26 protein-coding genes, 1 tRNA gene and 1 riboswitch are annotated in these 23,830 nt (G+C 68.2%); of the genes, 17 read left to right on the top strand and 10 right to left on the bottom strand.

Annotation, left to right across the window (positions count from 1 at the left end):
* Positions 1-348 precede the first annotated feature (348 nt).
* Complete coding sequence (locus tag P6F26_RS01490; protein WP_278026851.1) at positions 349-1,332, top strand: tyrosine-type recombinase/integrase; 984 nt, start codon at positions 349-351, stop codon at positions 1,330-1,332.
* Here P6F26_RS01490 and P6F26_RS01485 read toward each other — a convergent pair.
* Positions 1,327-1,401: transfer RNA gene (locus P6F26_RS01485), tRNA-Lys, on the bottom strand. The two genes, P6F26_RS01490 and P6F26_RS01485, sit on opposite strands and share 6 nt — an antisense overlap.
* Positions 1,402-1,497: 96 nt before the next feature.
* Here P6F26_RS01485 and dapF point away from each other — a divergent pair.
* From dapF to P6F26_RS01440, 9 genes are all read left to right on the top strand, one after another.
* The gene (gene dapF, locus P6F26_RS01480) at positions 1,498-2,334 is read left to right on the top strand and encodes a diaminopimelate epimerase (RefSeq protein WP_278026850.1); all 837 of its coding nucleotides are present in this window, start codon (positions 1,498-1,500) and stop codon (positions 2,332-2,334) included.
* A complete protein-coding gene (gene mtaB / locus P6F26_RS01475) occupies positions 2,334-3,593 on the top strand; it encodes a tRNA (N(6)-L-threonylcarbamoyladenosine(37)-C(2))-methylthiotransferase MtaB (RefSeq protein WP_278026849.1) in 1,260 nt (419 codons plus the stop codon). The genes dapF and mtaB overlap by 1 nt, the downstream gene beginning before the upstream one ends.
* A gap of 9 nt (positions 3,594-3,602) precedes the next feature.
* Complete coding sequence (locus P6F26_RS01470; protein WP_278026848.1) at positions 3,603-4,235, top strand: FMN-binding negative transcriptional regulator; 633 nt, start codon at positions 3,603-3,605, stop codon at positions 4,233-4,235.
* A 51-nt stretch (positions 4,236-4,286) separates the two neighbouring features.
* The gene (locus tag P6F26_RS01465; protein WP_278026847.1) at positions 4,287-4,565 is read left to right on the top strand and encodes a hypothetical protein; all 279 of its coding nucleotides are present in this window, start codon (positions 4,287-4,289) and stop codon (positions 4,563-4,565) included.
* A 2-nt stretch (positions 4,566-4,567) separates the two neighbouring features.
* Entirely contained in the window at positions 4,568-5,173 is a 606-nt protein-coding gene (locus P6F26_RS01460; protein ID WP_278026870.1) for a glutathione S-transferase, read from the top strand.
* Positions 5,170-5,643: a GNAT family N-acetyltransferase gene (locus P6F26_RS01455; protein ID WP_278026846.1), complete on the top strand. Its 474-nt coding sequence runs from the start codon at positions 5,170-5,172 to the stop codon at positions 5,641-5,643. The genes P6F26_RS01460 and P6F26_RS01455 overlap by 4 nt, the downstream gene beginning before the upstream one ends.
* A 263-nt stretch (positions 5,644-5,906) precedes the next feature.
* Entirely contained in the window at positions 5,907-6,485 is a 579-nt protein-coding gene (gene petA, locus P6F26_RS01450) for a ubiquinol-cytochrome c reductase iron-sulfur subunit (RefSeq protein ID WP_278026845.1), read from the top strand.
* Between the two features lie 18 nt (positions 6,486-6,503).
* Positions 6,504-7,856: a cytochrome b gene (locus P6F26_RS01445; RefSeq protein ID WP_278026844.1), complete on the top strand. Its 1,353-nt coding sequence runs from the start codon at positions 6,504-6,506 to the stop codon at positions 7,854-7,856.
* Between the two features lie 17 nt (positions 7,857-7,873).
* The gene (locus tag P6F26_RS01440) at positions 7,874-8,689 is read left to right on the top strand and encodes a cytochrome c1 (protein ID WP_278026843.1); all 816 of its coding nucleotides are present in this window, start codon (positions 7,874-7,876) and stop codon (positions 8,687-8,689) included.
* A gap of 58 nt (positions 8,690-8,747) precedes the next feature.
* On the opposite strand, the gene P6F26_RS01435 is transcribed toward P6F26_RS01440, so the two are convergent.
* The 3 genes from P6F26_RS01435 to thiB are packed head-to-tail and all read right to left on the bottom strand — an operon-like array spanning position 8,748 to position 11,951.
* A complete protein-coding gene (locus tag P6F26_RS01435; RefSeq protein ID WP_278026842.1) occupies positions 8,748-9,437 on the bottom strand; it encodes a thiamine ABC transporter ATP-binding protein in 690 nt (229 codons plus the stop codon).
* On the bottom strand, positions 9,424-10,989 hold the full coding sequence (locus tag P6F26_RS01430; RefSeq protein ID WP_278026841.1) for an ABC transporter permease family protein: 1,566 nt from the start codon (positions 10,987-10,989) through the stop codon (positions 9,424-9,426). Before P6F26_RS01430 ends, P6F26_RS01435 begins: the two co-directional genes overlap by 14 nt.
* Positions 10,965-11,951 (bottom strand): thiamine ABC transporter substrate binding subunit, encoded by a 987-nt coding sequence (gene thiB / locus P6F26_RS01425; RefSeq protein WP_278026840.1) that lies wholly within the window; start codon positions 11,949-11,951, stop codon positions 10,965-10,967. The genes P6F26_RS01430 and thiB overlap by 25 nt, the downstream gene beginning before the upstream one ends.
* Before the next feature lie 42 nt (positions 11,952-11,993).
* Positions 11,994-12,102: riboswitch (TPP riboswitch) on the bottom strand.
* A 100-nt stretch (positions 12,103-12,202) separates the two neighbouring features.
* Here thiB and aroC point away from each other — a divergent pair.
* Entirely contained in the window at positions 12,203-13,303 is a 1,101-nt protein-coding gene (gene aroC / locus P6F26_RS01420; protein ID WP_278026839.1) for a chorismate synthase, read from the top strand.
* A 162-nt stretch (positions 13,304-13,465) separates the two neighbouring features.
* Positions 13,466-14,071, top strand: a complete 606-nt coding sequence (locus P6F26_RS01415) for a hypothetical protein (protein ID WP_278026838.1) — start codon at positions 13,466-13,468, stop codon at positions 14,069-14,071.
* A gap of 63 nt (positions 14,072-14,134) precedes the next feature.
* Here the strand turns inward: P6F26_RS01415 and P6F26_RS01410 are convergent, their stop codons facing one another.
* From P6F26_RS01410 to P6F26_RS01395, 4 genes are all read right to left on the bottom strand, one after another.
* Positions 14,135-15,016 carry a DMT family transporter gene (locus tag P6F26_RS01410; protein WP_278026837.1) on the bottom strand — a complete coding sequence of 294 codons (882 nt, stop codon included), beginning with the start codon at positions 15,014-15,016 and terminating at the stop codon, positions 14,135-14,137.
* Between the two features lie 81 nt (positions 15,017-15,097).
* Positions 15,098-15,388, bottom strand: coding sequence for an HU family DNA-binding protein (locus P6F26_RS01405; RefSeq protein ID WP_278026836.1), 291 nt, complete (start codon positions 15,386-15,388; stop codon positions 15,098-15,100).
* A gap of 144 nt (positions 15,389-15,532) precedes the next feature.
* Positions 15,533-17,020, bottom strand: coding sequence for an AMP nucleosidase (locus P6F26_RS01400; protein ID WP_278026835.1), 1,488 nt, complete (start codon positions 17,018-17,020; stop codon positions 15,533-15,535).
* Positions 17,021-17,146: 126 nt separating this feature from the next.
* Positions 17,147-17,851 carry a sulfotransferase-like domain-containing protein gene (locus P6F26_RS01395; protein ID WP_278026834.1) on the bottom strand — a complete coding sequence of 235 codons (705 nt, stop codon included), beginning with the start codon at positions 17,849-17,851 and terminating at the stop codon, positions 17,147-17,149.
* A gap of 158 nt (positions 17,852-18,009) precedes the next feature.
* Between P6F26_RS01395 and msrA the strand changes: the two genes are divergently transcribed.
* Positions 18,010-18,678 (top strand): peptide-methionine (S)-S-oxide reductase MsrA, encoded by a 669-nt coding sequence (gene msrA / locus P6F26_RS01390; protein ID WP_278026833.1) that lies wholly within the window; start codon positions 18,010-18,012, stop codon positions 18,676-18,678.
* A gap of 9 nt (positions 18,679-18,687) precedes the next feature.
* Here msrA and P6F26_RS01385 read toward each other — a convergent pair whose 3' ends face one another.
* Entirely contained in the window at positions 18,688-18,975 is a 288-nt protein-coding gene (locus tag P6F26_RS01385) for a YggT family protein (protein ID WP_278026832.1), read from the bottom strand.
* 160 nt (positions 18,976-19,135) lie between these two features.
* Here P6F26_RS01385 and P6F26_RS01380 point away from each other — a divergent pair, with 160 nt between their 5' ends.
* The 4 genes from P6F26_RS01380 (at position 19,136) to P6F26_RS01365 (ending at position 22,931) form a co-directional block, all read left to right on the top strand.
* Positions 19,136-19,648: an acyl-CoA thioesterase gene (locus P6F26_RS01380; RefSeq protein WP_347403025.1), complete on the top strand. Its 513-nt coding sequence runs from the start codon at positions 19,136-19,138 to the stop codon at positions 19,646-19,648.
* Between the two features lie 72 nt (positions 19,649-19,720).
* Positions 19,721-21,127: an MFS transporter gene (locus tag P6F26_RS01375; protein ID WP_278026830.1), complete on the top strand. Its 1,407-nt coding sequence runs from the start codon at positions 19,721-19,723 to the stop codon at positions 21,125-21,127.
* On the top strand, positions 21,124-22,044 hold the full coding sequence (mepA, locus tag P6F26_RS01370) for a penicillin-insensitive murein endopeptidase (protein ID WP_430736704.1): 921 nt from the start codon (positions 21,124-21,126) through the stop codon (positions 22,042-22,044). The genes P6F26_RS01375 and mepA overlap by 4 nt, the downstream gene beginning before the upstream one ends.
* Positions 22,041-22,931 (top strand): esterase-like activity of phytase family protein, encoded by an 891-nt coding sequence (locus tag P6F26_RS01365; RefSeq protein WP_278026829.1) that lies wholly within the window; start codon positions 22,041-22,043, stop codon positions 22,929-22,931. The genes mepA and P6F26_RS01365 overlap by 4 nt, the downstream gene beginning before the upstream one ends.
* A 4-nt stretch (positions 22,932-22,935) precedes the next feature.
* Here P6F26_RS01365 and P6F26_RS01360 read toward each other — a convergent pair whose 3' ends face one another.
* Positions 22,936-23,781 (bottom strand): LOG family protein, encoded by an 846-nt coding sequence (locus P6F26_RS01360; RefSeq protein WP_278026828.1) that lies wholly within the window; start codon positions 23,779-23,781, stop codon positions 22,936-22,938.
* Between the last annotated feature and the right edge of the window lie 49 nt (positions 23,782-23,830).

Here is a 23,830-nt window from a genome sequence, read left to right as displayed (position 1 = left end):
GCCGCCCGCGATACCCATTTCGGCGTAGCCGCTGATCGCGACGTCGGCCATTGCTACGCCAGCGGTTGCCACAAGGGCAGTCGTAGCGAAGATACTGCTTCTGAAAAAACCGTTGAAGTTCCTTTCAGCCAAGATTACTTCCGGAGGCACTTCAGGGGAGCAGCAAAGCGGCAGATCAATTCGCCGCACCGACGTCGATCGATTGCCGAGACGACCAGACTCGATCCAGCAAGGGCCCCCTTAAACTGCGCGCATCCTGCGGTGCGCGGTCCTACCCGAAATTCGCGGCGTACGAATGGCCGTTTTACGGTCGCTCCTCTGTCTTGGGCAGTGGGAAGGTGAGCCATAATGCTTGAGCCCCAGATCGATCCTGTCGAGCGCGGTTTCTCGTTCTGCGAGCCCGCGGAAACCCTGAACGCGTTCTTCGACGAGCACTACTTCCCGCACTGCCTTGCCACGACGCGGGGGCATCGGCACACGCGGCTGACCTACGAGAAACACCTGCGCGACACCCTTGGGCCGATGCGCTGGGAAGAGATCACGCCGCTTGCGCTGAACGCGTGGCTCAGGCGCCAGGTGCAGGAGGCGCTGAAGAACACCACGATCAACAAGCACATCTTCCTCGTGAACCGGCTGCTGCGGACCGCCCGCGACTGGGGCGCGATCCCCGAGGGCGTGCGTCCGCCGCCCTACCTGCGGAAACTCGCGACCGGCGACTACCGCCAGCGGTTCCTGTCGCAGGAGGAGATCGCGCGCCTTCTGGCCGAGTGCGACCGCATCAACCATCCCTACCTGTCGCTGTTCATCCGCTTCCTGCTTCTCACCGGCGCGCGCAAGGGCGAGGCGCGCAAGGCCAAGTGGCGCGACATGGAAATCGCCGTCGGGCTGTGGCGCGTGCCCGTCTCGAAGAACGGCCGCTCGCGGCGCATCATGCTGAGCGCCGCCGCGATCCAGGTCCTGCGCAGGACCGAGGCGCGCTCGCGCGAGTTGGGCCTTAGGGTGAGCGCGGACGATTACGTGTTTCTCAACCCGCGCACCGGAACCTGCTACAACAGCTTCCACATCGCCTACTTCAAGGCGCGCGACGCCGCCGGGCTGCCCGACGTGCGCATCCATGACCTGCGGCACACCTTCGCCAGCCTTCTGATCAACAACGGCGTGAGCCTGTACGAGGTGCAGGAGCTTCTGGGCCACTCGTCCACGGCGATGACCCAGCGCTACGCGCACCTTCAGCCGAACCAGCTGCGCAGCCGGACGGAGATCGTCAGCAGGTTGGTGGACGGCGGGGCCGCTGACGGAGGTGCTGCCGGCGCTGGTGGGGAAAGATGGTGAGCCCGGAAGGATTCGAACCTTCGACCAATTGATTAAAAGTCAACTGCTCTACCACTGAGCTACGGGCCCGCTCAGGCGGCGTTCCTACGCAGGCGGGCAAAGTGCGTCAAGGGAAAAACCCGAGAGGGATTTAAACGTGCCTGCGGGCGATGTATATGCCCGCGCATGTCTGACGTCGCACGCCGATCCGGCCTGCCCTTCATGAAGATGCATGGGCTGGGCAACGACTTCGTGGTCATCGACGCGCGGGTGTCCTCCCGCCGCGTGACCGCGGGGCTGGCGCGTGCAATGGCCGACCGGCACCGGGGCGTCGGTTTCGACCAGCTCACGGTGATCGAACCGTGCGACGAGGCGGACCTGCACCTGACGTTCTACAATGCCGACGGATCGTTGTCGGCGGCCTGCGGAAACGCCACCCGCTGCATCGCGCGCCACGAGATGGACGCGACCGGCGCCACCGAGCTCACGATCCGGACCGATCGCGGACTCCTGCGGGCGCGGGATGCGGGCCACGGGCTGACATCGGTCAACATGGGCCATCCGATGATCGAGTGGCGCGAGATCCCGCTTGCCGAGGCGGCGGACACCCTGCACCTCCCGATCGAGGGGGATCCGGTGGCGACCTCCATGGGCAACCCGCACTGCACCTTCTTCGTCGCGGACGCAAATGCGGTCGACCTCGAGGCGCGGGGCCGCGCGCTGGAGGTGCATCCCCTGTTCCCCGAGCGCACGAACGTGCAGTTCGCAAGCCTCCTGGGACCCGATCACCTGCGGATGCGCGTCTGGGAACGCGGGACCGGCGTCACGCTTGCCTCGGGCTCGTCGTCCTGCGCCGTGGCGGTGGCGGCGGTGCGGAGGGGTCTGACCGGGCGCAAGGTGCGCCTCGCGCTCGACGGCGGCGAGATCGCAGTGGAATGGCGCGACAGCGGCGTCTGGATGACCGGCCCCACGGCGCACGTCTTCACCGGAACCCTGACACCGCAATTCCTGGAGGCGCTCTGATGGATCGCCGCGCCCCCGTCTTCCATACGCTCGGCTGCCGCCTGAACGCCTACGAGACCGAGGCAATGCGCGAGCTTTCCGCAGCCGCGGGCGTCGAGGACACCGTGGTCGTGAACACCTGCGCCGTGACCGCCGAGGCGGTGCGCAAGGCCCGGCAGGAGATCCGCAAGCTGCGGCGCGCCCATCCGGACGCAAAGCTCGTCGTCACCGGCTGCGCCGCGCAGACCGAGCCCGAGACGTTCCGCGCCATGGCCGAGGTCGACCTCGTGATCGGCAATACCGAAAAGATGCAACCCGCGACATGGACGGGCCTTGCGGCGGATTTCGTCGGCGAGACCGAGAAGGTGCGCGTCGACGACATCATGTCCGTGACCGAGACGGCGGGGCACCTGATCGACGGGTTCGGCACGCGCTCGCGCGCCTATGTCCAGATCCAGAACGGCTGCGACCACCGCTGCACCTTCTGCATCATCCCCTACGGACGCGGGAATTCCCGCTCGGTGCCCGCGGGCGTCGTCGTGGACCAGATCAGGAGATTGGTGGACCGCGGCTACGAAGAGATAGTGCTGACCGGCGTGGACCTTACCAGCTGGGGCGCGGACCTGCCTGGTGCGCCGCGGCTGGGGGACCTTGTCATGCGCATCCTGCGTCTGGTTGGCGACCTGCCGCGGCTTCGCATCTCGTCGATCGATTCGATCGAGGTGGACGAGAACCTGATGCAGGCTATCGCGACCGAGCCGCGGCTGATGCCTCATCTGCACCTGTCGCTTCAGCATGGCGACGACCTGATCCTGAAGCGGATGAAGCGCCGGCACCTGCGCGACGACGCCATCCGCTTCTGCGAGGAGGCGCGCGCGCTGCGCCCCGAGATGACCTTCGGCGCGGACATCATCGCGGGCTTCCCGACCGAGACCGAGGCGCAGTTCGAGAATTCGCTACGGCTGGTGGATGATTGCCGGCTGACGTGGCTGCACGTCTTTCCCTACAGCCCGCGCCCCGGCACGCCCGCCGCGCGAATGCCGCAGGTGGACGGCCGGGCGATCCGCGAGCGCGCGGCGCGGCTGCGCGCGCTGGGCGAACGCGCCGTCGCCGCGCATCTGGGCGCGCAGGTCGGGCGGACCCACGCCGTCCTGATGGAATCGCCCCGCCTGGGCCGGACGGAGCAGTTCGCCGAGGTCTCGTTCCCGCAGGACATGCCGGAGGGCCGGATCGTCTCGGCCACGATCGAGGGCCATGACGGCCGGCGCCTTGTTGCCTGAGGACGGCCGATGCACCCCAATCCCGCCTTTCGTGCGACGCCCGCCGCGACCAGCCTCGACTTCGCCCGCGCGCGCGGCTTCGGGACGTTGTGCGTCAATGCCGAGGGCGGGCCGCTTCTGGCCCATGTGCCGTTCCTGCTGAACGCCGACGGGACGGAGGCCGAGATGCACCTCGTGCGCTCGAACCCGATCGCGCGCATGGCCACGGGGCAGACGGACGCCGTGATCGCGGTGCAGGGCCCCGACGGCTACGTCTCGCCCGACTGGTATGGCGACGCCAACCAGGTGCCGACATGGAACTATGTCGCCGTGCATCTGCGCGGAACGCTGGAACCCGCCGATCCCGCGACGATGCGCGCGCACCTCGACAGGATATCGGCGCATTTCGAGGGCCGTCTGCCCAAGACGCCCTGGACCGCCGACAAGATGACCGGCGATACCCTGGAGCGGATGATGCGGACGATCCTTCCCTTCCGCCTTGCCGTCAGCGGGATCGACGGCACCTGGAAGCTGAACCAGAACAAGACCGACGCGATGCGCCTTGCCGCGGCCGACCTGATCGCGGGTTCGGGCATCGGACAGGAGCTCGGGACGCTCGCCCGCCTGATGCGTGCCGGCTCAGGGGAAATGGACAAGCCGTGAGCGCTGGCTTACATCTTGGCTGAGACATCACAGCCGAGAGGATGCGCGCCGATGGCCCTGCCGATCGCCCCCGTCGCCGGACTTGCCCTTCGCTATGGCGCCGTCGCACTTGCGGCCTATGCCGCGAGCCGCGCCCTCGAACGGGGGCGGCTGTCGCAGCCCGTCGAGGACGAGATGGACGCCACGCCCGAGGGCATGACGCTCCGGCGCGAGGACAACCAGCTCAACGGCAGCGGCCGCTTCCGCCGCGTCGCCCGGCTTGGCCGCAACGGGCCCGGGGTCGCGATCGACGCGACGATCCTCGGCCGGTTCCGGATGGATCGCGCCTGATGCTGCAGCTCATGGGTTCGGGCGCATCGCCCTTCGTGCGCAAGGTGCGCGTCCTGATCGCCGAGGCCGGGATCGACGGCGTGCAGGAGGTCGACGTGGCGGCTTCGCCGATGGGGGGCGAGGACCGCGTGAACACCGCAAACCCGCTGGGCAAGATCCCTGCGCTGGTGCGCGAGGACGGTCCCACGCTCTACGACAGCAACGTGATCTGCCGCTTCCTCGACGACCGTTCGGGCGCGGGCATGTATCCGCAGGCGCGGCTCTGGGAGGTGCTGACCCTCGAGGCGACAGCGGACGGAATCATGGAGGCGGCGCTCGCCATCGTCTACGAGAAGCGCTTCCGCCCCGAGGAGCTGTGGTGGCAGCCGTGGTTCGAGGCGCAGTGGACCAAGGTCGCGCGCGCCCTCGACGCGGTGGAGCGCAGCTGGATGAGCCATCTGCAGGGGCGTCCCGACATGGGCCAGGTCGCCGTCGCCTGCGCGCTCGGATACCTCGACCTGCGCCACGGCGACCGCGACTGGCGCGCCGGACGGCCCGAGCTTGCCGCGTGGTTCGAGGTCTTTTCGGCCCGCCCGTCGATGACCGCGACCGCGGCGCCCGCCGCATGAGGATCGCCCCGGCGCGAAGCGCGGCCGAGCGCGAGGCCTGCTTCGATATCCGCCGCGCCGTCTTCATCGACGAGCAGGCGATCCCCGAAGCCGAGGAATGGGACGCGGCCGACGAGATCGCGACGCATTTCCTTGCCATCGGCCCGGAGGGTCCGGCCGGAACCGCCCGCCTGATCCCGGACGGAACGGTTGCGAAGATCGGTCGCGTCGCGGTCGCGAAACCGCACCGCGGGACCGGCCTCGGCCTCGCGCTGATGGAGCACCTGCTGGACCATGCGCGCCGCAACGGCTTCGCCAGCGCCGCCCTCGATGCGCAGCTGCAGGCGATCGGGTTCTACGCGCGCCTCGGCTTCGCGGCGGAAGGGCCGGAATTCGACGACGGTTCGGGCATTCTGCACCGGAAGATGCGCCTCGATCTGGCGGGATCGGACGCGGTTGCGTCGCCGATCCTGTCGAATCGAGCGTCATGACGGCGGGCCCTGCTGCGGGCTCCGCAATTCAAGGCTGTCGGATCCGCCTATCTTTCGCCCATGAAGGGAAAATCCGTGGCCCGCTGGACCCAGTCGGCACGACATGCGACATTTCGGCCCGGATGCGCGCGTTTGTCCCGTAGACGCCTATCTCGTCCGGTCATAGACACCGCGCAGCCAGATTGCGCCTGGACATGCGCATCTGAATCTGTTGCCCGGCCCGGCGGCCATGCCCGGGCCCCAGCCAAGGGGGACGCGAAATCGTGTCACACGCAGAGGACCAATCCGGCACACGCCGCGACTTTCTCTATTATGCGACGGCCGGTGTCGGCACCGTCGTCGCCGGCGCGGCCGTCTGGCCGCTGGTGAACCAGATGAACCCGTCCGCCGACGTTCAGGCCGCCAGCCAGATGCGGGTTGACGTCTCGGGCGTCGCCGTCGGCACCCAGCTGACCGTTCTGTTCCTCGGAAAGCCCGTGTTCATCCGGCACCGGACCGAGGAAGAGATCGCGGAGGCCCGTGCGGTCGACGTGGGCGACCTGGTCGATCCCATCGCGCGCAACCCGAACCTGCAGGGCGACGTGCCTGCGACGGACGAGAACCGGTCGATGCCGGACTTCACCGGCGAGAACAGCGGCGAGTGGCTGGTCCAGGTCGGCGTCTGCACGCACCTCGGCTGCGTCCCGATCGGCGACGGCGCCGGGGACTTCGGCGGCTGGTTCTGCCCCTGCCACGGATCGCACTACGACGCCGCCGGCCGTATCCGCCGCGGCCCCGCACCTGAAAACCTGCCCATTCCCGTGGCGGAGTTCGTGGACGAGTCCACGATCCTGCTCGGCTAAGCGAGGGAGAAACGAGACATGTCCGGAATTCCCCACGACCATTACGAGCCGAAAGCGGACTGGGAAAAAGGTCTGCAGAAACGGCTTCCGATCGTCGGTCTGATCTACGACACGATCATGATCCCGACCCCCAAGAACCTCAACTGGATGTGGATCTGGGGCATCGTGCTGACCTTCTGCCTCGTGATGCAGATCATCACCGGCATCATACTGGTGATGCACTACACGCCCCATGTCGACCTGGCCTTCGCCTCGGTCGAGCACATCATGCGCAACGTGAACGGCGGCTGGGCGATCCGCTACATCCACCAGAACGGCGCCTCGCTGTTCTTCGTGGCGGTCTACCTGCACATCTTCCGCGGTCTTTATTACGGCTCCTACAAGGCCCCGCGCGAGATCACGTGGATCATCGGGATGCTCATCTACCTCATGATGATGGGCACGGCCTTCATGGGCTACGTCCTTCCCTGGGGCCAGATGTCGTTCTGGGGCGCCACCGTGATCACCGGTCTCTTCGGCGCGATCCCGTTCGTGGGCGACTCGATCCAGACCTGGCTTCTGGGCGGACCGGCCGTGGACAACGCCACGCTGAACCGGTTCCTGTCGCTGCACTACCTGCTGCCCTTCGTGATCCTCGGGCTCGTGGTCGTGCACATCTGGGCCTTCCACACGACGGGCAACAACAACCCGACGGGCGTCGAGGTCCGCCGCACCTCCAAGAAGGAGGCCGAAAGCGACACACTGCCATTCTGGCCCTACTTCGTGATCAAGGACCTCTTCGCGCTCGCCGTGATCCTTGTCGTCTTCTTCGCGATCGTCGGCTTCATGCCGAACTACCTCGGCCACCCCGACAACTACATCGAGGCCAACCCGCTGGTGACGCCCGCACACATCGTGCCGGAATGGTACTTCCTGCCGTTCTACGCGATCCTGCGCGCCTTTGACGGCGAGGTCTGGGTGGTGATGCTGGCGAGCTTCCTCACCGGCGGCATCATCGACGCCAAGTTCTTCGGCGTGCTGGCGATGTTCGGGGCCATCGTGGTCATGGCCCTGGCGCCGTGGCTCGACACCTCGTCGGTCCGCTCGGGCCGCTATCGCCCGTTGTTCAAGTGGTGGTTCTGGCTGTTCGTCGTGAACTTCTTCGTCCTGATGTGGGCAGGCGCAATGCCGGCCGAGGGGATCTATCCCTACATCGCGCTCATCGGTTCGGCCTACTGGTTCGCCTACTTCCTGGTGATCCTGCCGCTTCTCGGCGTCATCGAGAAGCCGCTGCCGCAGCCCGAGACGATCGAACAGGACTACAAGGCGAATCTCTCGGCCAAGACCGGCGGCACCAAGACCCTGGGCGCCACCGAAACGCCGGCCGAGTGAGAGAAAGGAAACTGAGAATGCTCAGGAAACTTGCCATCAGCACTGCTGCGGCCGCGACGCTCGCCCTCTCCTCGGGGGCGGCGCTCGCCGCCGGCGGCGAGGGTTACGTCGAGGATTACAGCTTTTCCTTCGAGGGTCCCTTCGGCCGCTTCGACCAGAACCAGCTGCAGCGCGGCCTTCAGGTCTACACCGAGGTCTGCTCGGCTTGCCACGGCCTGCGCTACGTCCCGCTCAGGACGCTGTCCGCCGAGAACGGCCCCGGCCTGACCGAGGAAGAGGTCCGCGCCTACATCGAGATGAACTTCATCGAGGTGTACGACGAGGAGCTTCAGGACTGGCGCATGGCCACCCCGAACGACCACTTCCCGATGTCGTCGCTCGAGAACGCGCCGGACCTGAGCCTCATGACCAAGGCGCGCGCAGGCTTCCACGGCCCCTACGGCCTCGGGCTGAACCAGCTGTTCCGGGGCATCGGCGGGCCGGAATACGTCGCCTCGCTTCTGACCCACTACACGGGCGAGGAGCAGGAACAGTTCGGTTCGGTCCTCTACGAGAACGAGACCTACGCATCGGGCTACATCGCGATGGCTCCGCCGCTCTGGGATGACGCCGTGGTCTATAACGACGGCACGCCCGCGACGGTCGAGCAGATGGCGCAGGATGTTGCAGCCTTCCTGACCTGGACGGCCGAACCGATGCTGATGGACCGCAAGCAGATGGGCTTTACCGCCGTCATCATGCTCGGCATCCTGTCGGTGCTGCTCTACCTGACGAACAAGCGCATCTGGGCCCCGGTCAAGTCGCGCGTCAAAGGCTCCTCCCCGGCCGAGTGACGCCGGACAGACCTTCGGACCACGTCGGACGCGCCCCCTCGGGGGCGCGTTCTGCTTTCTAGAACCAGTCGCGCAGAACGTCCGGTGCGTCGTCGCGCACGCCTTCGACCGCACGGTCCAGAACCACCTTCCCCTCGTCGAGCAGCCACAGCCGGTCGCACAGACGCTCGGCGTCGCGCAGATCGTGGGTGGCCATCAGGAAGGTCATCCCGTGCTCCCGCCACAGGTCTTGCAGGAGGCCCAGCATCCCGGTGCGAAGCGCGGGATCGAGCGCCGAGAACGGCTCGTCCAACAGCGCCACGGGCCGGTCCTGAAGCAGGACCCGCGCAAGGGCCGCACGCCCCTGCTGCCCGCCGGACAGATCGGCGGGGCGCCGGTCCTCCATGCCGCCAAGGCCGACGCGCCGGAGCGTCTCGCGCACGCGCGCCACCTCGGCCGCGCCAATCCTCAGATCGGTCCGCAACGCGAGGCCGACATTCTGCGCGACCGTGAGGTGCGGAAACAGGTTCCCGTCCTGGAACAGGATCGACATGGGCCGCGCGGCCGGCGGCATCGCTGTCAGGTCGCGCCCGCCCCAGAGGATGCGGCCGCGATCGGGCGCATGGAACCCGGCCAGCAGGGACAGAAGCGTGCTCTTGCCGCTGCCCGACGCGCCGAGGATCGCGACCCGCTCTCCCGGCGCGATCTCGGTCGCGACCGACAGCCGAAAGTCGCCAAGCCGGAGGTCCACGTCATCAAGCCGCAGCATCGACGCGCCCCCCACGGTCGAACAGCCAGAACAGGCCAAGCGCGAGGAGCAGCAGAAGCACCGCCGCGCCCTGCGCGTCGTCGGTCCTGTAGGATCCCATCAGGCGATACATCTCCATCGGCAGCGTCGCCTCCCCCGGCGAGGAGAAAAGCGCGATCACCCCCAGATCGCCCATGGAAAAGGCTGCGGCAAGGCCCGCGCCGAAGCCCAGCGGCCGGCGAAGCCTCGGCAGAATGGCCAGCCTCAGCCGCGGCCAGCCGGTCAGCCCCAGCGCATCGGCAAGCCGCCCCTGCCCCGCCTCGGCCTGCCGCACGGCGGGGATCAGGGCGCGCAGGACGAACGGAAGCGCGACGAGCGCGTTGACGAAGCCCGTGACCGGAAGCGCGAGCGCGACAGGGTCCGCGATCGGGAAAAGGATGAGGAACAGGCCCGTGCCGACCACGAGTGGGGAGACGGCGATCGATAGCGCCGTCACCGCCTCGACCCCGCCCGAACCGCGACGGCTCGCCGCGAAGATGGCGATGGGCACGGCCAGAACCACCGTCGCCGCCGTCGATCCCAGCGCCACAAGGACCGAGCGGAGGGCGGCGGCCCAGACCACCGGCGGAAGCCCGGCGACGGCGCCGACGCCCTCGATGACCACGGCCAGAAGCGGCAGCAGGAGGAACAGCGCAGCCGCGGTGATCGTCAGCGCGTCCCCGGCCCGCGCGGTGGCGCGGTCTCCGGGCCACGGCAGGGCCGGACGGTCAAGCCCCTCGCCAAGGTCCCGCCCGCGCGCGAGGCCCAGCGCAAGCAGCCCCGCGGCAAGGCAGATAAGCACCTGCACGACACCCAGAAGCGCCGCACGCCCGAGGTCGAAATCGAAGCGGAAGGCCTGGTAGATCGCAAGCTCGACAGTGGTCGCGCGCGGGCCGCCGCCGAGGATCAGCGCGACGGCGAAGCTTGACGCGCAGATCAGGAAGATGATCGCGAAGGCCCCGGGCAACACCGCCTTGAGGATCGGCCGCTCGAAGTGGCGGCGCATGTCGCGGCCCGAAAAGCCGAGCGAGGAGGCAAGGCGCATCCTCTCGGACGGGACCGCAAGCCACGCCTGCAGCAGCAGCCGGACGGCCAGCGGCAGGTTCAGGAACACATGCGCAAGGACGATGCCCGACAGCCCGTAGATCGAGACCGCGCCGGCCCCCATTGCCTCGAGCGCCGCGTTCAGCCAGCCGGCGCGGCCGAAGATGGCCAGAAGGCCCAGCACCGCGACGATCACCGGAAGGATGAACGGCGCACCCATCAGCGCGACGAGCAGACGCCGCCCCGCGAAGCGCCTGCGCGCCAGCGCGCGCGCGACCGGGATCGCGGCGGCGACGCTCAGGAACGCCGAGAGGACCGCCTGCACCAGCGTGAACCGGATCGCCGCCACGTCGCCCGGCCCGAGGCGGCCGGGCCCCTCCGCCGACAGCGCGACGGCCAGAAGCGGCCCGAGCACCGCAAGCGCGACGAGCGCGGACAGCGCCGCGCCCGCCCGTGCAGGCCCGCTCAGCGGCTGAGCGCGCCTTGCCACGTCTCTATCGCCATGTCGCGGACGGCCGCCGCCTCGTCGGGGCTGAAGATCAGCGCGCGCTCGGGGGCGACGAGCGTTTCGAAGCCCGCCGGCAGTTCCTCGGCCGGAAGCGCGGCGGGATACATCCAGTTCGTCGTGGGGATGATGGTCTGGAAGCCATCGGTCAGCATGAAGCGCAGGAAGTCTCGCGCAAGTTCGGGCTGATCGCTGCCTTCCAGCACGCCCGCGACCTCGATCTGCATGTAATGACCCTCGTCGAAGGGCGCTGCGGCCTTCGTGGGGTCGTCCTCGGCGATCAGGTGATACGCGGGCGACGTCGTGTAGGACAGCGCCATGTCGGCCTCGCCCTCCAGAAACAGGCCGTAGGATTCCGACCAGCCCGGCGTCACCGTGACGATGTTGTCCGACAGGCCTTCCCAGATCTCGCCCGAGCGCTCTCCGTAGGCCGCCTGGACCCACATCAAAAGACCGAGACCCGGCGTCGAGGACCTGGGATCCTGGATCACGATGGAGATGTCCGAGGCCGCAAGCTCCTCGAAGTTGCCAGGCACATCTTCCAGCGAGGTGTCGTGAACGAACGCGAAATAGCCCCAGTCGAAGGGCAGGAACAGCGGATCGTCCCAGGCCACCGGAAGCGTCAGGCCGGACGCATCGACGCCATGCGGCGCGAAAAGGCCGGTCCCGGCCGCCGCCGCCGTCAGGTTTGTGTCGAGGCCAAGCACGACATCGGCCTCAGAGCGCGCGCCCTCCAGCCTGATGCGCGCCAGAAGCGCCGCGCCGTCGCCCGCGCCGACGAACTGCAGGTCGCAGCCGCATTGCGCCTCGAACGCCTGCTCGATGGCCGGGCCGGGGCCCCATTCGGGGATGAAGCTGTCATAGGTATAGACCGTCAGCACGGGCGTCTGGGCCTGGCCCATTCCCGCGACGATGGTCAATCCCGCTGCAAGTATGGCGTGTCTCATTTCACTCCTCCATGCGACGGGCGAAGTGAAGCCGAGACCCGATGAGCATCCCGAAACCTTCCCTCCGCCGGTCCTAACCGGTTCAGGTTCAACGGGTTCGCGCATTCTCCAGCGCATCTCAGGTCCCTTTGGACCACCCCGAGGTATCCGAAGACCTATGCCAGCCCCCCGGGGCTGGCAAGGGGCGAGATGGGTTGGCAATCCTGCGCCGGACCGCTAACTCGCTCGCGAGCAAAGGGAGCACGGTCGCCATGTCCTTCAACACGTTCGGCCATCTTTTCCGGGTCACGACCTGGGGCGAAAGCCACGGTCCCGCCCTTGGCGCGACGGTCGATGGCTGCCCGCCGGGCGTGCCGGTGACGCCCGAGGCGATCCAGACCTGGCTCGACCGGCGCAAGCCGGGCCAGAACAGGTACACCACGCAGCGCCGCGAGGCCGACGAGGTCGAGATCCTTTCGGGCGTGTTCGAAGGCGTCTCCACGGGCCACCCCATCCAGCTGATGATCCGCAACACCGACCAGCGGTCGAAGGACTACGGCGACATCGCCGAGAAGTTCCGGCCCGGGCATGCCGACATCACCTACTGGCAGAAATACGGGATCCGCGACTACAGGGGCGGCGGCCGGTCCTCGGCGCGCGAGACCGCGGCGCGGGTGGCGGCGGGCGGCGTGGCGCGCGCGGCGCTGGCCGAACTGGCGCCGGGCCTCAGGGTCACGGGCTATATGGTGCAGATGGGGCCGCACGGCATCGACCGCTCCCGCTTCGACTGGGACGAAATCGAGCGCAATCCCTTCTGGACGCCCGATCCGCAGGCCGCCGCCGACTGGGCCGACTACCTCGACGCGCTGCGGAAATCCGGGGACAGCGTCGGCGCGGTGATCGAGCTTGCGGCGCGCGGCGTTCCGGCGGGCCTGGGCGCGCCGATCTACGGAAAGCTCGACACCGATCTTGCAGCCGCCTGCATGTCGATCAACGCCGTCAAGGGCGTCGAGATCGGCGACGGCATGGCCTCGGCCGCTCTGACCGGCAGCCAGAACGCGGACGAGATCGCGATGGGCGAGGACGGGCCCGTCTATTCCTCGAACCACGCCGGCGGCATCCTTGGCGGCATCTCGACCGGTCAGGACGTCATCGTCCGTTTCGCGGTCAAGCCGACCTCGTCGATCCTGACCCCACGCAAGACGATCACGAAATCGGGCGAGGCGACCGACATCGTCACGAAGGGCCGCCACGATCCCTGCGTTGGGATCCGCGCCGTCCCGGTGGGCGAGGCGATGATGGCCTGTGTCCTTCTCGATCACATGCTTCTGCACCGGGGGCAGGTCGGCGCGAACCGCGGCCGCATCGGCTAGCACCCCGGGCGTCCATTGTTGACCATCCCGCCTCAACGGCGGACGCCTGGCCGGACAACCCCGGGATGCGAAACACTGGCACTTTTCTTCCGTCTGTTTGCCTTTTTTCCGCCATCTTTGACGCCAATTATGGCGGAACTGGGGAAAAATTAAGGATGTCTGATGGAGCTCGATTTCAGCTCACGCGCGTTCCGTAATCGCGTTTCGATCGACTGGGCGCTGGTCGCGACCTCGACGTTCGCCGCGGCGCTTCTTCTGGCCACGATGATCCGCACGGCACCCGATGACACGCCGGGACGTTCGGCGATCGCGGGCGGCTTGCAGGTGCTGACCGAGGACGAAAGGCTCGTCTCGTTCGAGGATTTCAGCTTCGGCGCGCCGGGGTGGGACGCGGTCCTGCCGCCGTCCCGGCAGGGCGAACTGCGCAACATGCTGGGCCCTCTCGACACCGGGGCGATCGAGAGGAACTACGGCCTGCCGTCCGAAGCCTCCCGCGTCGAGGTCGCCTTCGACCTCCGCGTGCTCGACGGTTGGTCCGGAGAGGGACTGACCGTCATGGTCAACGGCGACACGGTGATCGAGGATCTGGCCGGGCGCAGCGACGCACCGGACGTCGTGGTCCGCCGCCAGGCCGATGGTGACTACGCCGTCTGGATCGCGGTGGAAAATCCGGGCGAGGCGCTGTCGCTTCGCCTCGAGGCCACGCAAGGCGGCGCTGCCTGGGCCGTGGACAACGTCTCGGTCGTGGTCTCGACTGCCGCGTCGTGAGCCACAGGATGCTTCACGCCCCCGGATGGCAAACGGGGGCGTCCCGTCATCAAGAGCCCGCGCTCAGGCCTCGCGGACGGGCCGCACCCGCGCAAGCTGCACCGCGAGGATGCCGGCGGCGATGATCACCACGCCGAGGACGTCGGCGCCCGTAAGACGCTCGCCCAGAAGCGCGGCGGCAATGGCCACGCCGAAGAACGGGTTGAGGAAATGGAACGTCGCGGCCCGCGTCGCGCCGATCCGCCCGACAAGCTTGAACCATATGAAGGTCGCGGCCAGCCCCGGCATCAGCGTCGTGTAGCCGAAGGCCGCAACGAGCTGCCATGACCAGTCGACCGCGACCGTCTCGAGCAGAAGCGCCGGCGGCAGCAGCGCGATGGCGCCCACCATCAGCTGAAGGCCCACCACCATCAGGAGGTTCCCGCCGTCCGACGCGGCGCTCTTGACCGTGAGGGTCGCGGCCGTCAGCGCCACGACGCCCACGAAGCACATCACGACCCCGACCATGTCCGCGCCGCCGCCGAAGCGGTCGGCCATGATGATCGCGACGCCGACGAAGCCCGCCGTCAGACCCGCGATCCCGAGCGGCGGCAGGCGCTCCTGAAAAAGGCCCCAGTTCGCCGCGGCGACCAGTAGCGGCATCGCCGAGGCGATGATCGCGGCGAGCGAAGCCTCGACCGTCTGCATCGCCACGAAGTTGAGCCCGAGATACAGCGCGTTCTGGCAGATGCCGAAGATCAGGACCGCCCGCCATTGCGCACGGCTGAGCCTGAGGGTCTGTCCCAGCGCCGCGGCGACGCCGATCCCGATGAGCCCCGAAAGGAAGAAGCGCAGCGAAAGCGCCATGAGGGGCGGCGCCGCCTCGACGATGATGCGCGCGGACGTGAACGCGGAAGACCAGATCAGGGCGAACGCGAGCCCCAGCCCCAGTGCACGAAAGTCCATCGTCGTCCGCAGCCCCCGGAAAGGAAAGGGCCGCGCCCTTCGTCAGGACGCGACCCTTTCACGAATGCGACGTGGCGGCAATCAGCCGTTCACGCTGTCCTTGAGCGCCTTGGCGATCGTCACCTTGACCTGCTTGTCGGCCTCTTTCTTGATCTGCTCGCCGGTGGCGGGGTTGCGCACCATGCGCTCGGGGCGCTCGCGGCAGTAGATCTTGCCGATACCGGGGATCGTGACGGCGCCACCGCTGCCGACTTCCTTGCTCACGACTGCGGAGATCGCGTCGAGTGCGGCGGATGCCGTCTTCTTGTCGCCGTCCATCTCGTCGGCGAGTGCAGCGACGAGTTGCGTCTTGGTCATGGGTTTCTGTGCCATGTCAGTTCTTCTCCTGATACTGCCCGAGCCGTTGAGCCCGTTGGCGCGAAAGTAACCGAATGTTGTGGAGCCACACAACGGTTGGCGGACGTCATAGGGGCAAAAACATAGCCTATGCGCCGTTTTTCTGACGGTTTTTTCCCTTCAGAGGAAGGCCGTTTCCTCGAAAGACCGCAATTTCCGGCTGTGAAGGCGTTCCAGCGGCATCTCGCGAAGCTTTTCCATCGTGCGGATTCCGATCAGAAGATGGCGCGAAACCTGCGTCCGATAGAACGCCGAGGCCATGCCCGGCAGCTTCAGCTCCCCGTGGAGCGGCTTGTCCGAGACGCATAGAAGCGTCCCGTAAGGCACCCGGAAGCGGAAACCGTTCGCGGCGATCGTGGCGCTTTCCATGTCGAGGGCGATGGCCCGGCTCTGGCTGAGGCGCTGCACCGGGCCGGCCTGGTCGCGCAGTTCCCAGTTGCGGTTGTCGACGGTGGCGACCGTGCCCGTACGCATGATCCGCTTCAGGTCGTAGCCCGAGACCTCGGCGACGTCGGCCACGGCCTCCTCGAGCGCGATCTGCACCTCGGCAAGCGCCGGGATCGGGACCCAGACCGGCAGGTCGTCGTCAAGCACGCGATCCTCGCGCAGGTAGGCGTGGGCGAGGACGTAGTCGCCAAGGCTCTGCGTGTTCCGAAGGCCGGCGCAGTGCCCGACCATGAGCCAGACATGCGGGCGCAGCACGGCGATATGGTCGGTCGCCGTCTTCGCGTTCGAGGGGCCGATGCCGATGTTGACCAGCGTGATCCCCCCGCCGCCGTCCCGCGTCAGGTGATATGTCGGCATCTGCGGAAGTTTCGCGGGCGTGTTCAGGGGCTGATCGGGCGAGGTGACGATGTCGTTGCCCGGCCCCACGAGCGCGCGGTAGCCACTGTGGGGATCGGCCAGCGCCTGCCGGGCGAAGGCCACGAATTCGTCCATGTAGAACTGGTAGTTCGTGAACAGGACGTGGTTCTGGAAATGCTCGGGCAGTGTCGCTGTGTAATGCGAAAGCCGCGCGAGCGAATAGTCGATCCGCTGCGCCGTGAACGGCGCCAGCGCGCCCGAGCCGTCCTCGTGCACGAAGCCGAAGCCGTTTACGATGTCGTCATGCGTCGATTGCAGGTCGGGCACGTCGAAGGCGTCGCGCAGCGGGAACGACATCGCGCCCTCCTGCGGCACCTGCACCTCGGCGTCGTTCAGAACGGCGAAGTGCACCGGGATCGGCGTGATCGAGGGTCCGACATAGACCGAAACGCCATGGTTCTGGATCAGCAGGCCGATCTGTTGCGTAAGGTAGTGCCGGAACAGGTCGGGGCGCGTGACCGTGGTCATGTAGGTCCCCGGCTCGGAGACGTGGCCGAAGGACAGGCGCGTGTCGACCTGACCGTAGGTCGTTGTCGTGATCCTGATCTCGGGGTAGAAGGCGCGGTATCGGACCTTGGGCCGGCCGCCATCCAGCACGACCTCGCGGAAACGCCCGCGCAGGAAGCGGGTCGAAGCCTCGTAAAGCTCGATGAGGTAGGCCACCGCCTCGGACGCATCGGCGAAGCTCCGCGTCTCTCCGGCCTCGGGGGTTTCGACGGACAGGTGCTTCAGGTGGGCGGTCATCGAGGGGTCCAATTCACAGCTCGTCCCCCGCTTCGTTTCGGAAACGGGGCGTAAGTCGCCGCGCCGAACGCGACGCGGTCATCGTGCGGCAGGCTTGCAGAAGGACCGTTCGCCTTCAAGGCCGGATCAGCGCCGGATGGCGTGACGCGACAGCGCTTCGTAGATCGGAAGCGCGCGGGCGTGAATGGCCTCGTGCTCGGGCGCGACGGGCGGCAATTGCCCTTCGGCCTGCGCGAAGCCGGTCGAACGGTGGACGGCGCCGTACCAGTGCGCGGCCCAGACGCCGTCGAAGGGCTTTGGCCCCGGCGGCCACGACAGCATCCGTTCGGTGAAGGGCAGGCCGATCTCGGCGCAGAACCGAGAAAGCGTGTCGCGGGGATCGCGCCGGATGTCCGCGCTGTCGATGACCGGGCCGGGAAATCGCTCGAAGAACTCGGCCTGCGCGGCAAAGCCGATATCGTCGAAGCTGACGGCCTCGCGCTTGGCGGCGTAACTTGCCAGCACGCGCGCAGGATGTCGGATGAGGTGCGCGTTCACGCAGCCTCCGGCCCACCCCAGCGGAAAATCCGCGCTCATGTGGTGGGGCATGTGCTTCATGTAGAAATGCGCCATTCCGTCGGGCGGCGGGCCATCGCAGCGCGCGGCGACCGTCGCCGGGTCGCTGTCATGGGTGGCGACGATGCGGGACGCCATCGGATGAGGGCCGCCGGTCGCGGTGAGCCAGGCGGCATAGAAAGGCTCGTCCCAGACCGCGCAGTCGCCGCGCGCCGCGAAGGCATACATCATCGCCGTCGAGAGGTTCCGAGGCCCCGACCACATCGCGATCTTCATGTTGCCCCCCGCCCGAACGTCCGATGCGCGATGTCTGGCAGGTAACGCGCCCGCGCGCCAGATGCGGCGGGTCGTTCACCGTGCCGTGACCTCACGCCCATGTGCCTTGTCCCAAGGCCGCATCCGCGCGAGCCATAGAACGAGAAGGAGGACTTGCCATGCCACGCACCCCGCTCAAGGAAACGCTCAAGATCGCGATGCTGACAGGCGCGATCCTGACCGCGCTGACGCTTTCGCCGAACCGCGCCCACGCCGAGGACATCCGGACCACTGTCGTGGCCGGCGGCTGCTTCTGGTGCGTCGAGGCCGATTTCGAACGGGTCCAGGGCGTGCGCGAGGTCGTATCGGGCTTTTCCGGCGGCACGGTGCCCAACCCGAGCTACCGGCAGGTCGTGAACGGCGGCACCGGCCATCTCGAGGTGGTCGAGATCACCTACGACGCCGACGTGCTGCCCTACGAAAGGCTGATCGAGCTGTTCCTGCGGTCGATCGATCCGACGGACGCGGGCGGCCAGTTCTGCGACCGGGGCGAAAGCTACGCGACCGCGATCTTCGTCGAGAACGACGCGGAACGGCGGATCGCCCGTCAGGAGATCGCCGAGGCGGAGGCCGAGATCGGTCGCCGGGTCGTGACGCCAGTGCGCGACGCGGCCCCGTTCTATCCCGCCGAGGATTACCACCAGGATTACTACCGCTCGCAGGACCTGATCCTGACCCGGTTCGGACCGCGGCGGAAATCGGTCGCCTACGACCTCTACCGCGACGCGTGCAACCGCGACGTCCGGGTGGAGCAGATCTGGGGGCCCGACGCGCCCTTCATCAACTGAGGCGCGGCCTCAGTAGAAGAATGCGGCGTTGTTCGTGAGGATGATCCGGATCGCGTAAATCGCGATGAAGACCACGAGCGGCGCGAGATCGAGGCCCCCCATCGCCGGCAGCGCCCTGCGGATGGGACCGTAGACGGGCTCCAGCAGGCGGTTGAGCCCGTCCCATATCTGGCTCACGACCGGCTGGCGCAGGTTCAGGACGCCGAAGTTGATCAGCCAGCTGAGAATGACATGGGCGACCACGATGAAGAACGCCACGTCGAGCAGCAGCATCAGGATCTGGAACAGCGAGGTCATCGGCGGGCCTTTGGATCGGGGACCGGGTCACGGTCCGGACTGCATGGCGACATAGGCGGCGCGCGGCTCGAGTGCAAGCGCGGGGCGGCTGACGCGACGGACGGTCTTGCCGAAGGGCGGCAGGTCGGATGTAGACGCACGCATGTATCCATTCCTGCGCATGACCCGTGTTCTTCTCGGCGAGGGGCGCAAGCCGCGCATCGGCCCGTTCGAGACGCACCGCCTGCCGCTGACGTGCCTGCCGTGGGACACCGACATCTTCCTCGAGATGAACAACGGCAGGGTCCTGACGCTGTTCGACCTCGGGCGCTTCGGCCTCGCCGCGCGCACGGGTCTCTGGCAGGTTCTGAAGGACCGGGGCTGGGGCCTCGTCGTGGCCGGCGCCTCGGTCCGCTACCGCGCCCGCATCCGGCCATTCCAGCGCTTCGAGATACGCACCCGGATGATCGGCTGGGATGCGCGCTTCATCTACATCGAGCAGGCGATGTGGCGCGGCGGGACCTGCTGCCACCATGCGCTCATGCGCACCGGGGTGACGACGAAGGGGCGGCTGACCGATACGGGTCTCGTCGCCGAGGCGCTGGGCGTCGACCGCGCCTCGCCGCCGCTTCCCGACTGGGCCACGGAATGGACCGGCGCGGACGCGACGCGGCCCTGGCCGCCGGCGATCTGAGGCGAAGGGCACGCTTCGGCGCGCCGCCCGATTGACGTTTACAAACGGCAACCGCGCGCGGAGAGTGCGGGCATGACCGTGCTCACCGAACCGGGGCCCCTGCCGCCCGTGGCGGACCTCCCGCCCGAGGGGCGGCGGCGTGTCTGGGGGTGGTGGGCCTTCGACTGGGCGAGCCAGCCTTACAACACGCTTCTGCTGACGTTCATCTTCGGGCCCTACGTCAACGACCTGCTCGGCGACGGGACGGCGGCGCAGACCGCATGGGGCTACGGCGTCGGCGCGGCCGGCCTCGTGATCGCGCTCATGGCGCCGTTCCTCGGCGCCGTGGCCGACCTGTCGGGCCGCCGGATGCCGTTCATATGGCTCTTCTCGCTGATGTACGTCATCGGCGCGGCGGGCCTGTGGTATGCCGCGCCCGGCGACTTCAACCTCGTCGCGATCCTGTTCTTCTTCGCCATGGGCCTGATCGGGATGGAGTTCGCGACGATCTTCACCAACGCGCTTCTGCCGACGATCTGCCGGCGCGAGGACCTTGGCCGCGTCTCGGGCACCGGGTTCGCCTTCGGGTATCTCGGCGGGTTCGTTGCACTGGTCGGAATGCTCCTGCTCTTTGCCGAGAACGCCGAGACGGGAAAGACGCTGATCGGCCTCGACCCGGTGCTCGGCCTCGACGCGGCGGCGCGCGAGGGCACGCGCGCGGTGGGTCCGGGCACGGCGATCTGGTATGCCGTGTTCATGATCCCGTTCTTCCTTTGGGTGCGGGACCCCCGCCCCGCGAATGCAATCCCGGTGCGCCACGCGCTTGCCGGGGCATGGCCGGAGCTGCGCGCGACGCTCAGGTCGCTGCCGGGCGACCGCAGTCTTTTCGCCTATCTCGCCTCGTCGATGTTCTACCGCGACGCGCTGAACGGGATGTATGTCTTCGGCGGCATCTACGCGGCGGGCGTGCTGGGCTGGTCGGTCGTGGACGTCGGCATCTTCGGCATCCTGGCCGTTCTGACCGGTGCGCTTTTCGCGTGGCTCGGCGGCAAGGCCGACAGCGCGCTGGGGCCCAAACCGGTCATCGCGTTCAACGTCCTGATGCTGACGATGGTCGCCGTGGGCGTCGTCTTCATCGGCCGCGACAGCGTGTTCGGCATCGCCGTGGGGCCGGACAGCCGCGCCCCGGACATCGCGTTCTACGTCCTCGGCGCGCTGATCGGGGCGGGCGGCGGCTCGCTGCAATCCTCCTCCCGCACCATGATGGTCCGGCAGGCCAGCCCCGAACGCATGACCGAGGCCTTCGGTCTCTATGCGCTTGCCGGAAAGGCCACGTCCTTCATCGCCCCGCTTTCGATCGGGGTCGTCACGCAGATCACCGGCAGCCAGCAGATGGGCGTGACGCCGCTGGTCGTTCTGTTCGCCATCGGGCTCGTGCTGCTGATCTGGGTCGATCCCGACGGACGCAGTGCGGATCCGTCACCGGGGGCGCACGCATGAGGCGCGCGACCGGGCTTCTCGCCGCGATGACGCTTCTTGCCGGGGCTTGCACGGCAAGCCTGACCGCGCCGCCGCTCGACGCCACGATCTCGGGCATGCAGGCGCGCGAGTTCTTCGGGGCAGAACGTCACGGCTCCCCGGACGAGGCCGAAGTGATCGGCTTCTACTCCAACGGCTGCGTGGCGGGGGCCGAGGCCCTGCCCGAGACCGGCCCGACATGGCAGGCGATGCGCCTTTCGCGCAATCGCAACTGGGGCCATCCGGAACTGATCGACTACGTTACCTCGCTCAGCCGTCAGGTGGCCGAAACGACGTCGTGGAACGGGCTTTACGTCGGCGACATGAGCCAACCGCGCGGTGGCCCGATGCTGACCGGACATGAGAGCCATCAGTCCGGCCTCGACGCCGACATCTGGATGCTGCCCGCGCGCGACCTGACCCTCGGCACGGCCGAGCGCGAAAGCCTCAGCTCCATCTCCGTGCGCGCCCAGCGCGGCGCGTGGGTGTCGGACAACTGGACGCCGGATCATGCGCAGGTGCTGCGGCTGGCCGCGCGCGATCCGCGGGTCGAGCGCATCTTCGTGACCACCGGCGTAAAGGTCTGGCTCTGCCGGAACGAGACCGGGGACAGGAGCTACCTCAACCGGATCCGCCCGGCGGGAGGGCACCATTACCATTTCCATGTGCGGCTCGCCTGTCCCGCCGGATCGCGCGGATGCGAGCCGCAGGAGCCGCCTCCGCCGGGCGACGGCTGCGACGAGGCCGAGGCGCGCGCCGCCGCGATCCTGAACCCGCCGCCGCCCCGGCCCGGCGATATCCCGGCCCGCCCCGCGCCGCCGGGTCCGCCACGGGGCAACGGCGTCACGATGTCGGAAGTCCCGCGCCAGTGCCTCGCGCTTCTCAGCGGATTTCCGTGAACCACGCCGGATTGCGCCTCGGTCTGGCCGCGGCGCTCGCCTTGTCGTTCGCGTCCCCCGGCGCGAGCGCGCCGCGCCTGCTGGGCGACACCACGCTTTCGATACCGCAGAACGCCGCGTTCGGCGGGCTGTCGGCCATCGTGATGGACCCCGACGGCGCGGGGGCGGTGGTCATGTCGGACCGCGCGACGATGTTCGAGATCAGCTTCGCGCGGGGGGCGGGACAGGGGCGGGTGACGGCGGTGACCCTCATGCGGTCAAGCCCCCTGGCAGACGCCGAGGGGCGGTTGCCGCTGCGGCCCGACCGGATGGACGCCGAGGGGCTGGCGCGGCTGCCGGACGGACGCCTCGCCCTGTCCTTCGAGGGCGACATGCGCATCGCGATCCACGGGCGCGACGGCCGCGAGCGTCTGCGCATCGCGCCGCCGCCCGGATCGGACGCGCTGCCCCGAAACGGCGCCTACGAGGGCCTTGCCGCGGACAGTCTCGGCCGCCTCTACACGCTTGCCGAACACGCGCCGGGTCGTGGACCGACGCCCCTGTTCCGCCACGCGTCCGGCGTATGGGAGCGTTACGGCAACATCCCCCGCTTCGGCACGTTCCGCCCGGTCGGTCTCGATTTCGACGACCGCGGGCGTCTCTACGTGCTCGAGCGGCGCTTCTCGCTTGGCGGCTTCGCCTCGCGCATCACGCGGTATCCGGCCGGTGAGCATGGCCCGGGCCCGGGCGAGGTCGTGCTTCTGACGCCCACGGGGCGGCACGGGAACCTCGAGGGTCTCGGCCTCTGGCGCCGTTCCGACGGCACCCTCGTCGCCTCGGCGGTGTCGGACAACGGTTTCCGAAGGCCCGACGCCACCCGCCTCGTGGAATACGTCATCCCGGACTGACCGTTCAGCGTCCGGGGATGTCCTCGCGTTTGCCCGAATAGTCCCAGTCGTCCATGATCTGAAGCGCCTGTTCGGCGGTCTCGACGAAGCGGAACAGCTGCAGGTCCTCGGGGGCGATGGTGCCGGCCTCGGCCAGCGCCTGCCAGTTCACGACGTCACGCCAGAACGCCTCGCCGAACAGCAGGACCGGCACGCGCTCCATTCGCCCGGTCTGGATCAGGGTCAGGCTTTCGAACAGCTCGTCAAGGGTTCCGAAACCGCCGGGAAAGACCGCGATCGCCTTGGCCCGCAGAAGGAAGTGCATCTTGCGGATGCCGAAATAGTGGAAGTTGAAGCACAGTTCGGGCGTCACGTATCGGTTCGGCACCTGCTCGTGCGGCAGGACGATGTTCAACCCGATGGAACAGCCGCCGGCCTCGGACGCGCCACGGTTCCCGGCCTCCATCACGCCGGGGCCGCCGCCCGTGACGATCACGTTCTGCGTGCACCCGGTCTCGACCGAGCGCTCGGTGACGGCGCGGGCGAAGCGGCGGGCCTCCTCGTAGTAGCCGCTCATGGCGGACAGCTTGCCCTTGCGCGCGCCTTCGCGGCTTTCCGGGCTGGGGATGCGCGCGCCGCCGAACAGGACGATCGTCGATTCGATCCCCCGCGCGTCGAGTTCCAGTTCTGGCTTCAGCAGTTCGAGCTGAAGGCGGACGGGCCGCAATTCCTCGCGCAGCAGGAAGTCGGGGTCGTCGAAGGCAAGCCGGTAGGCGGGGGAACGCGCCTGCGGCGTGTCCGGCGCGTGCCGCGTGGATTCCAGGTCCTGATCGGCATGGCGGAAAGGTCCTTGGGGCGGGTCGTCCTTCATGTCCTGTCCTCTCGGGGTCGCGGCCTACAGGACGTAGCCCGGCCCCGCC

It is taken from the genome of Roseicyclus salinarum, assembly GCF_029624655.1.
In the GTDB taxonomy this organism is placed as follows: Bacteria; Pseudomonadota; Alphaproteobacteria; order Rhodobacterales; family Rhodobacteraceae; genus Roseibacterium; species Roseibacterium salinarum.
The sequence above is the reverse complement of the archived record's forward strand: the minus strand, read 5'-3'. Positions and strand labels throughout refer to the sequence as shown.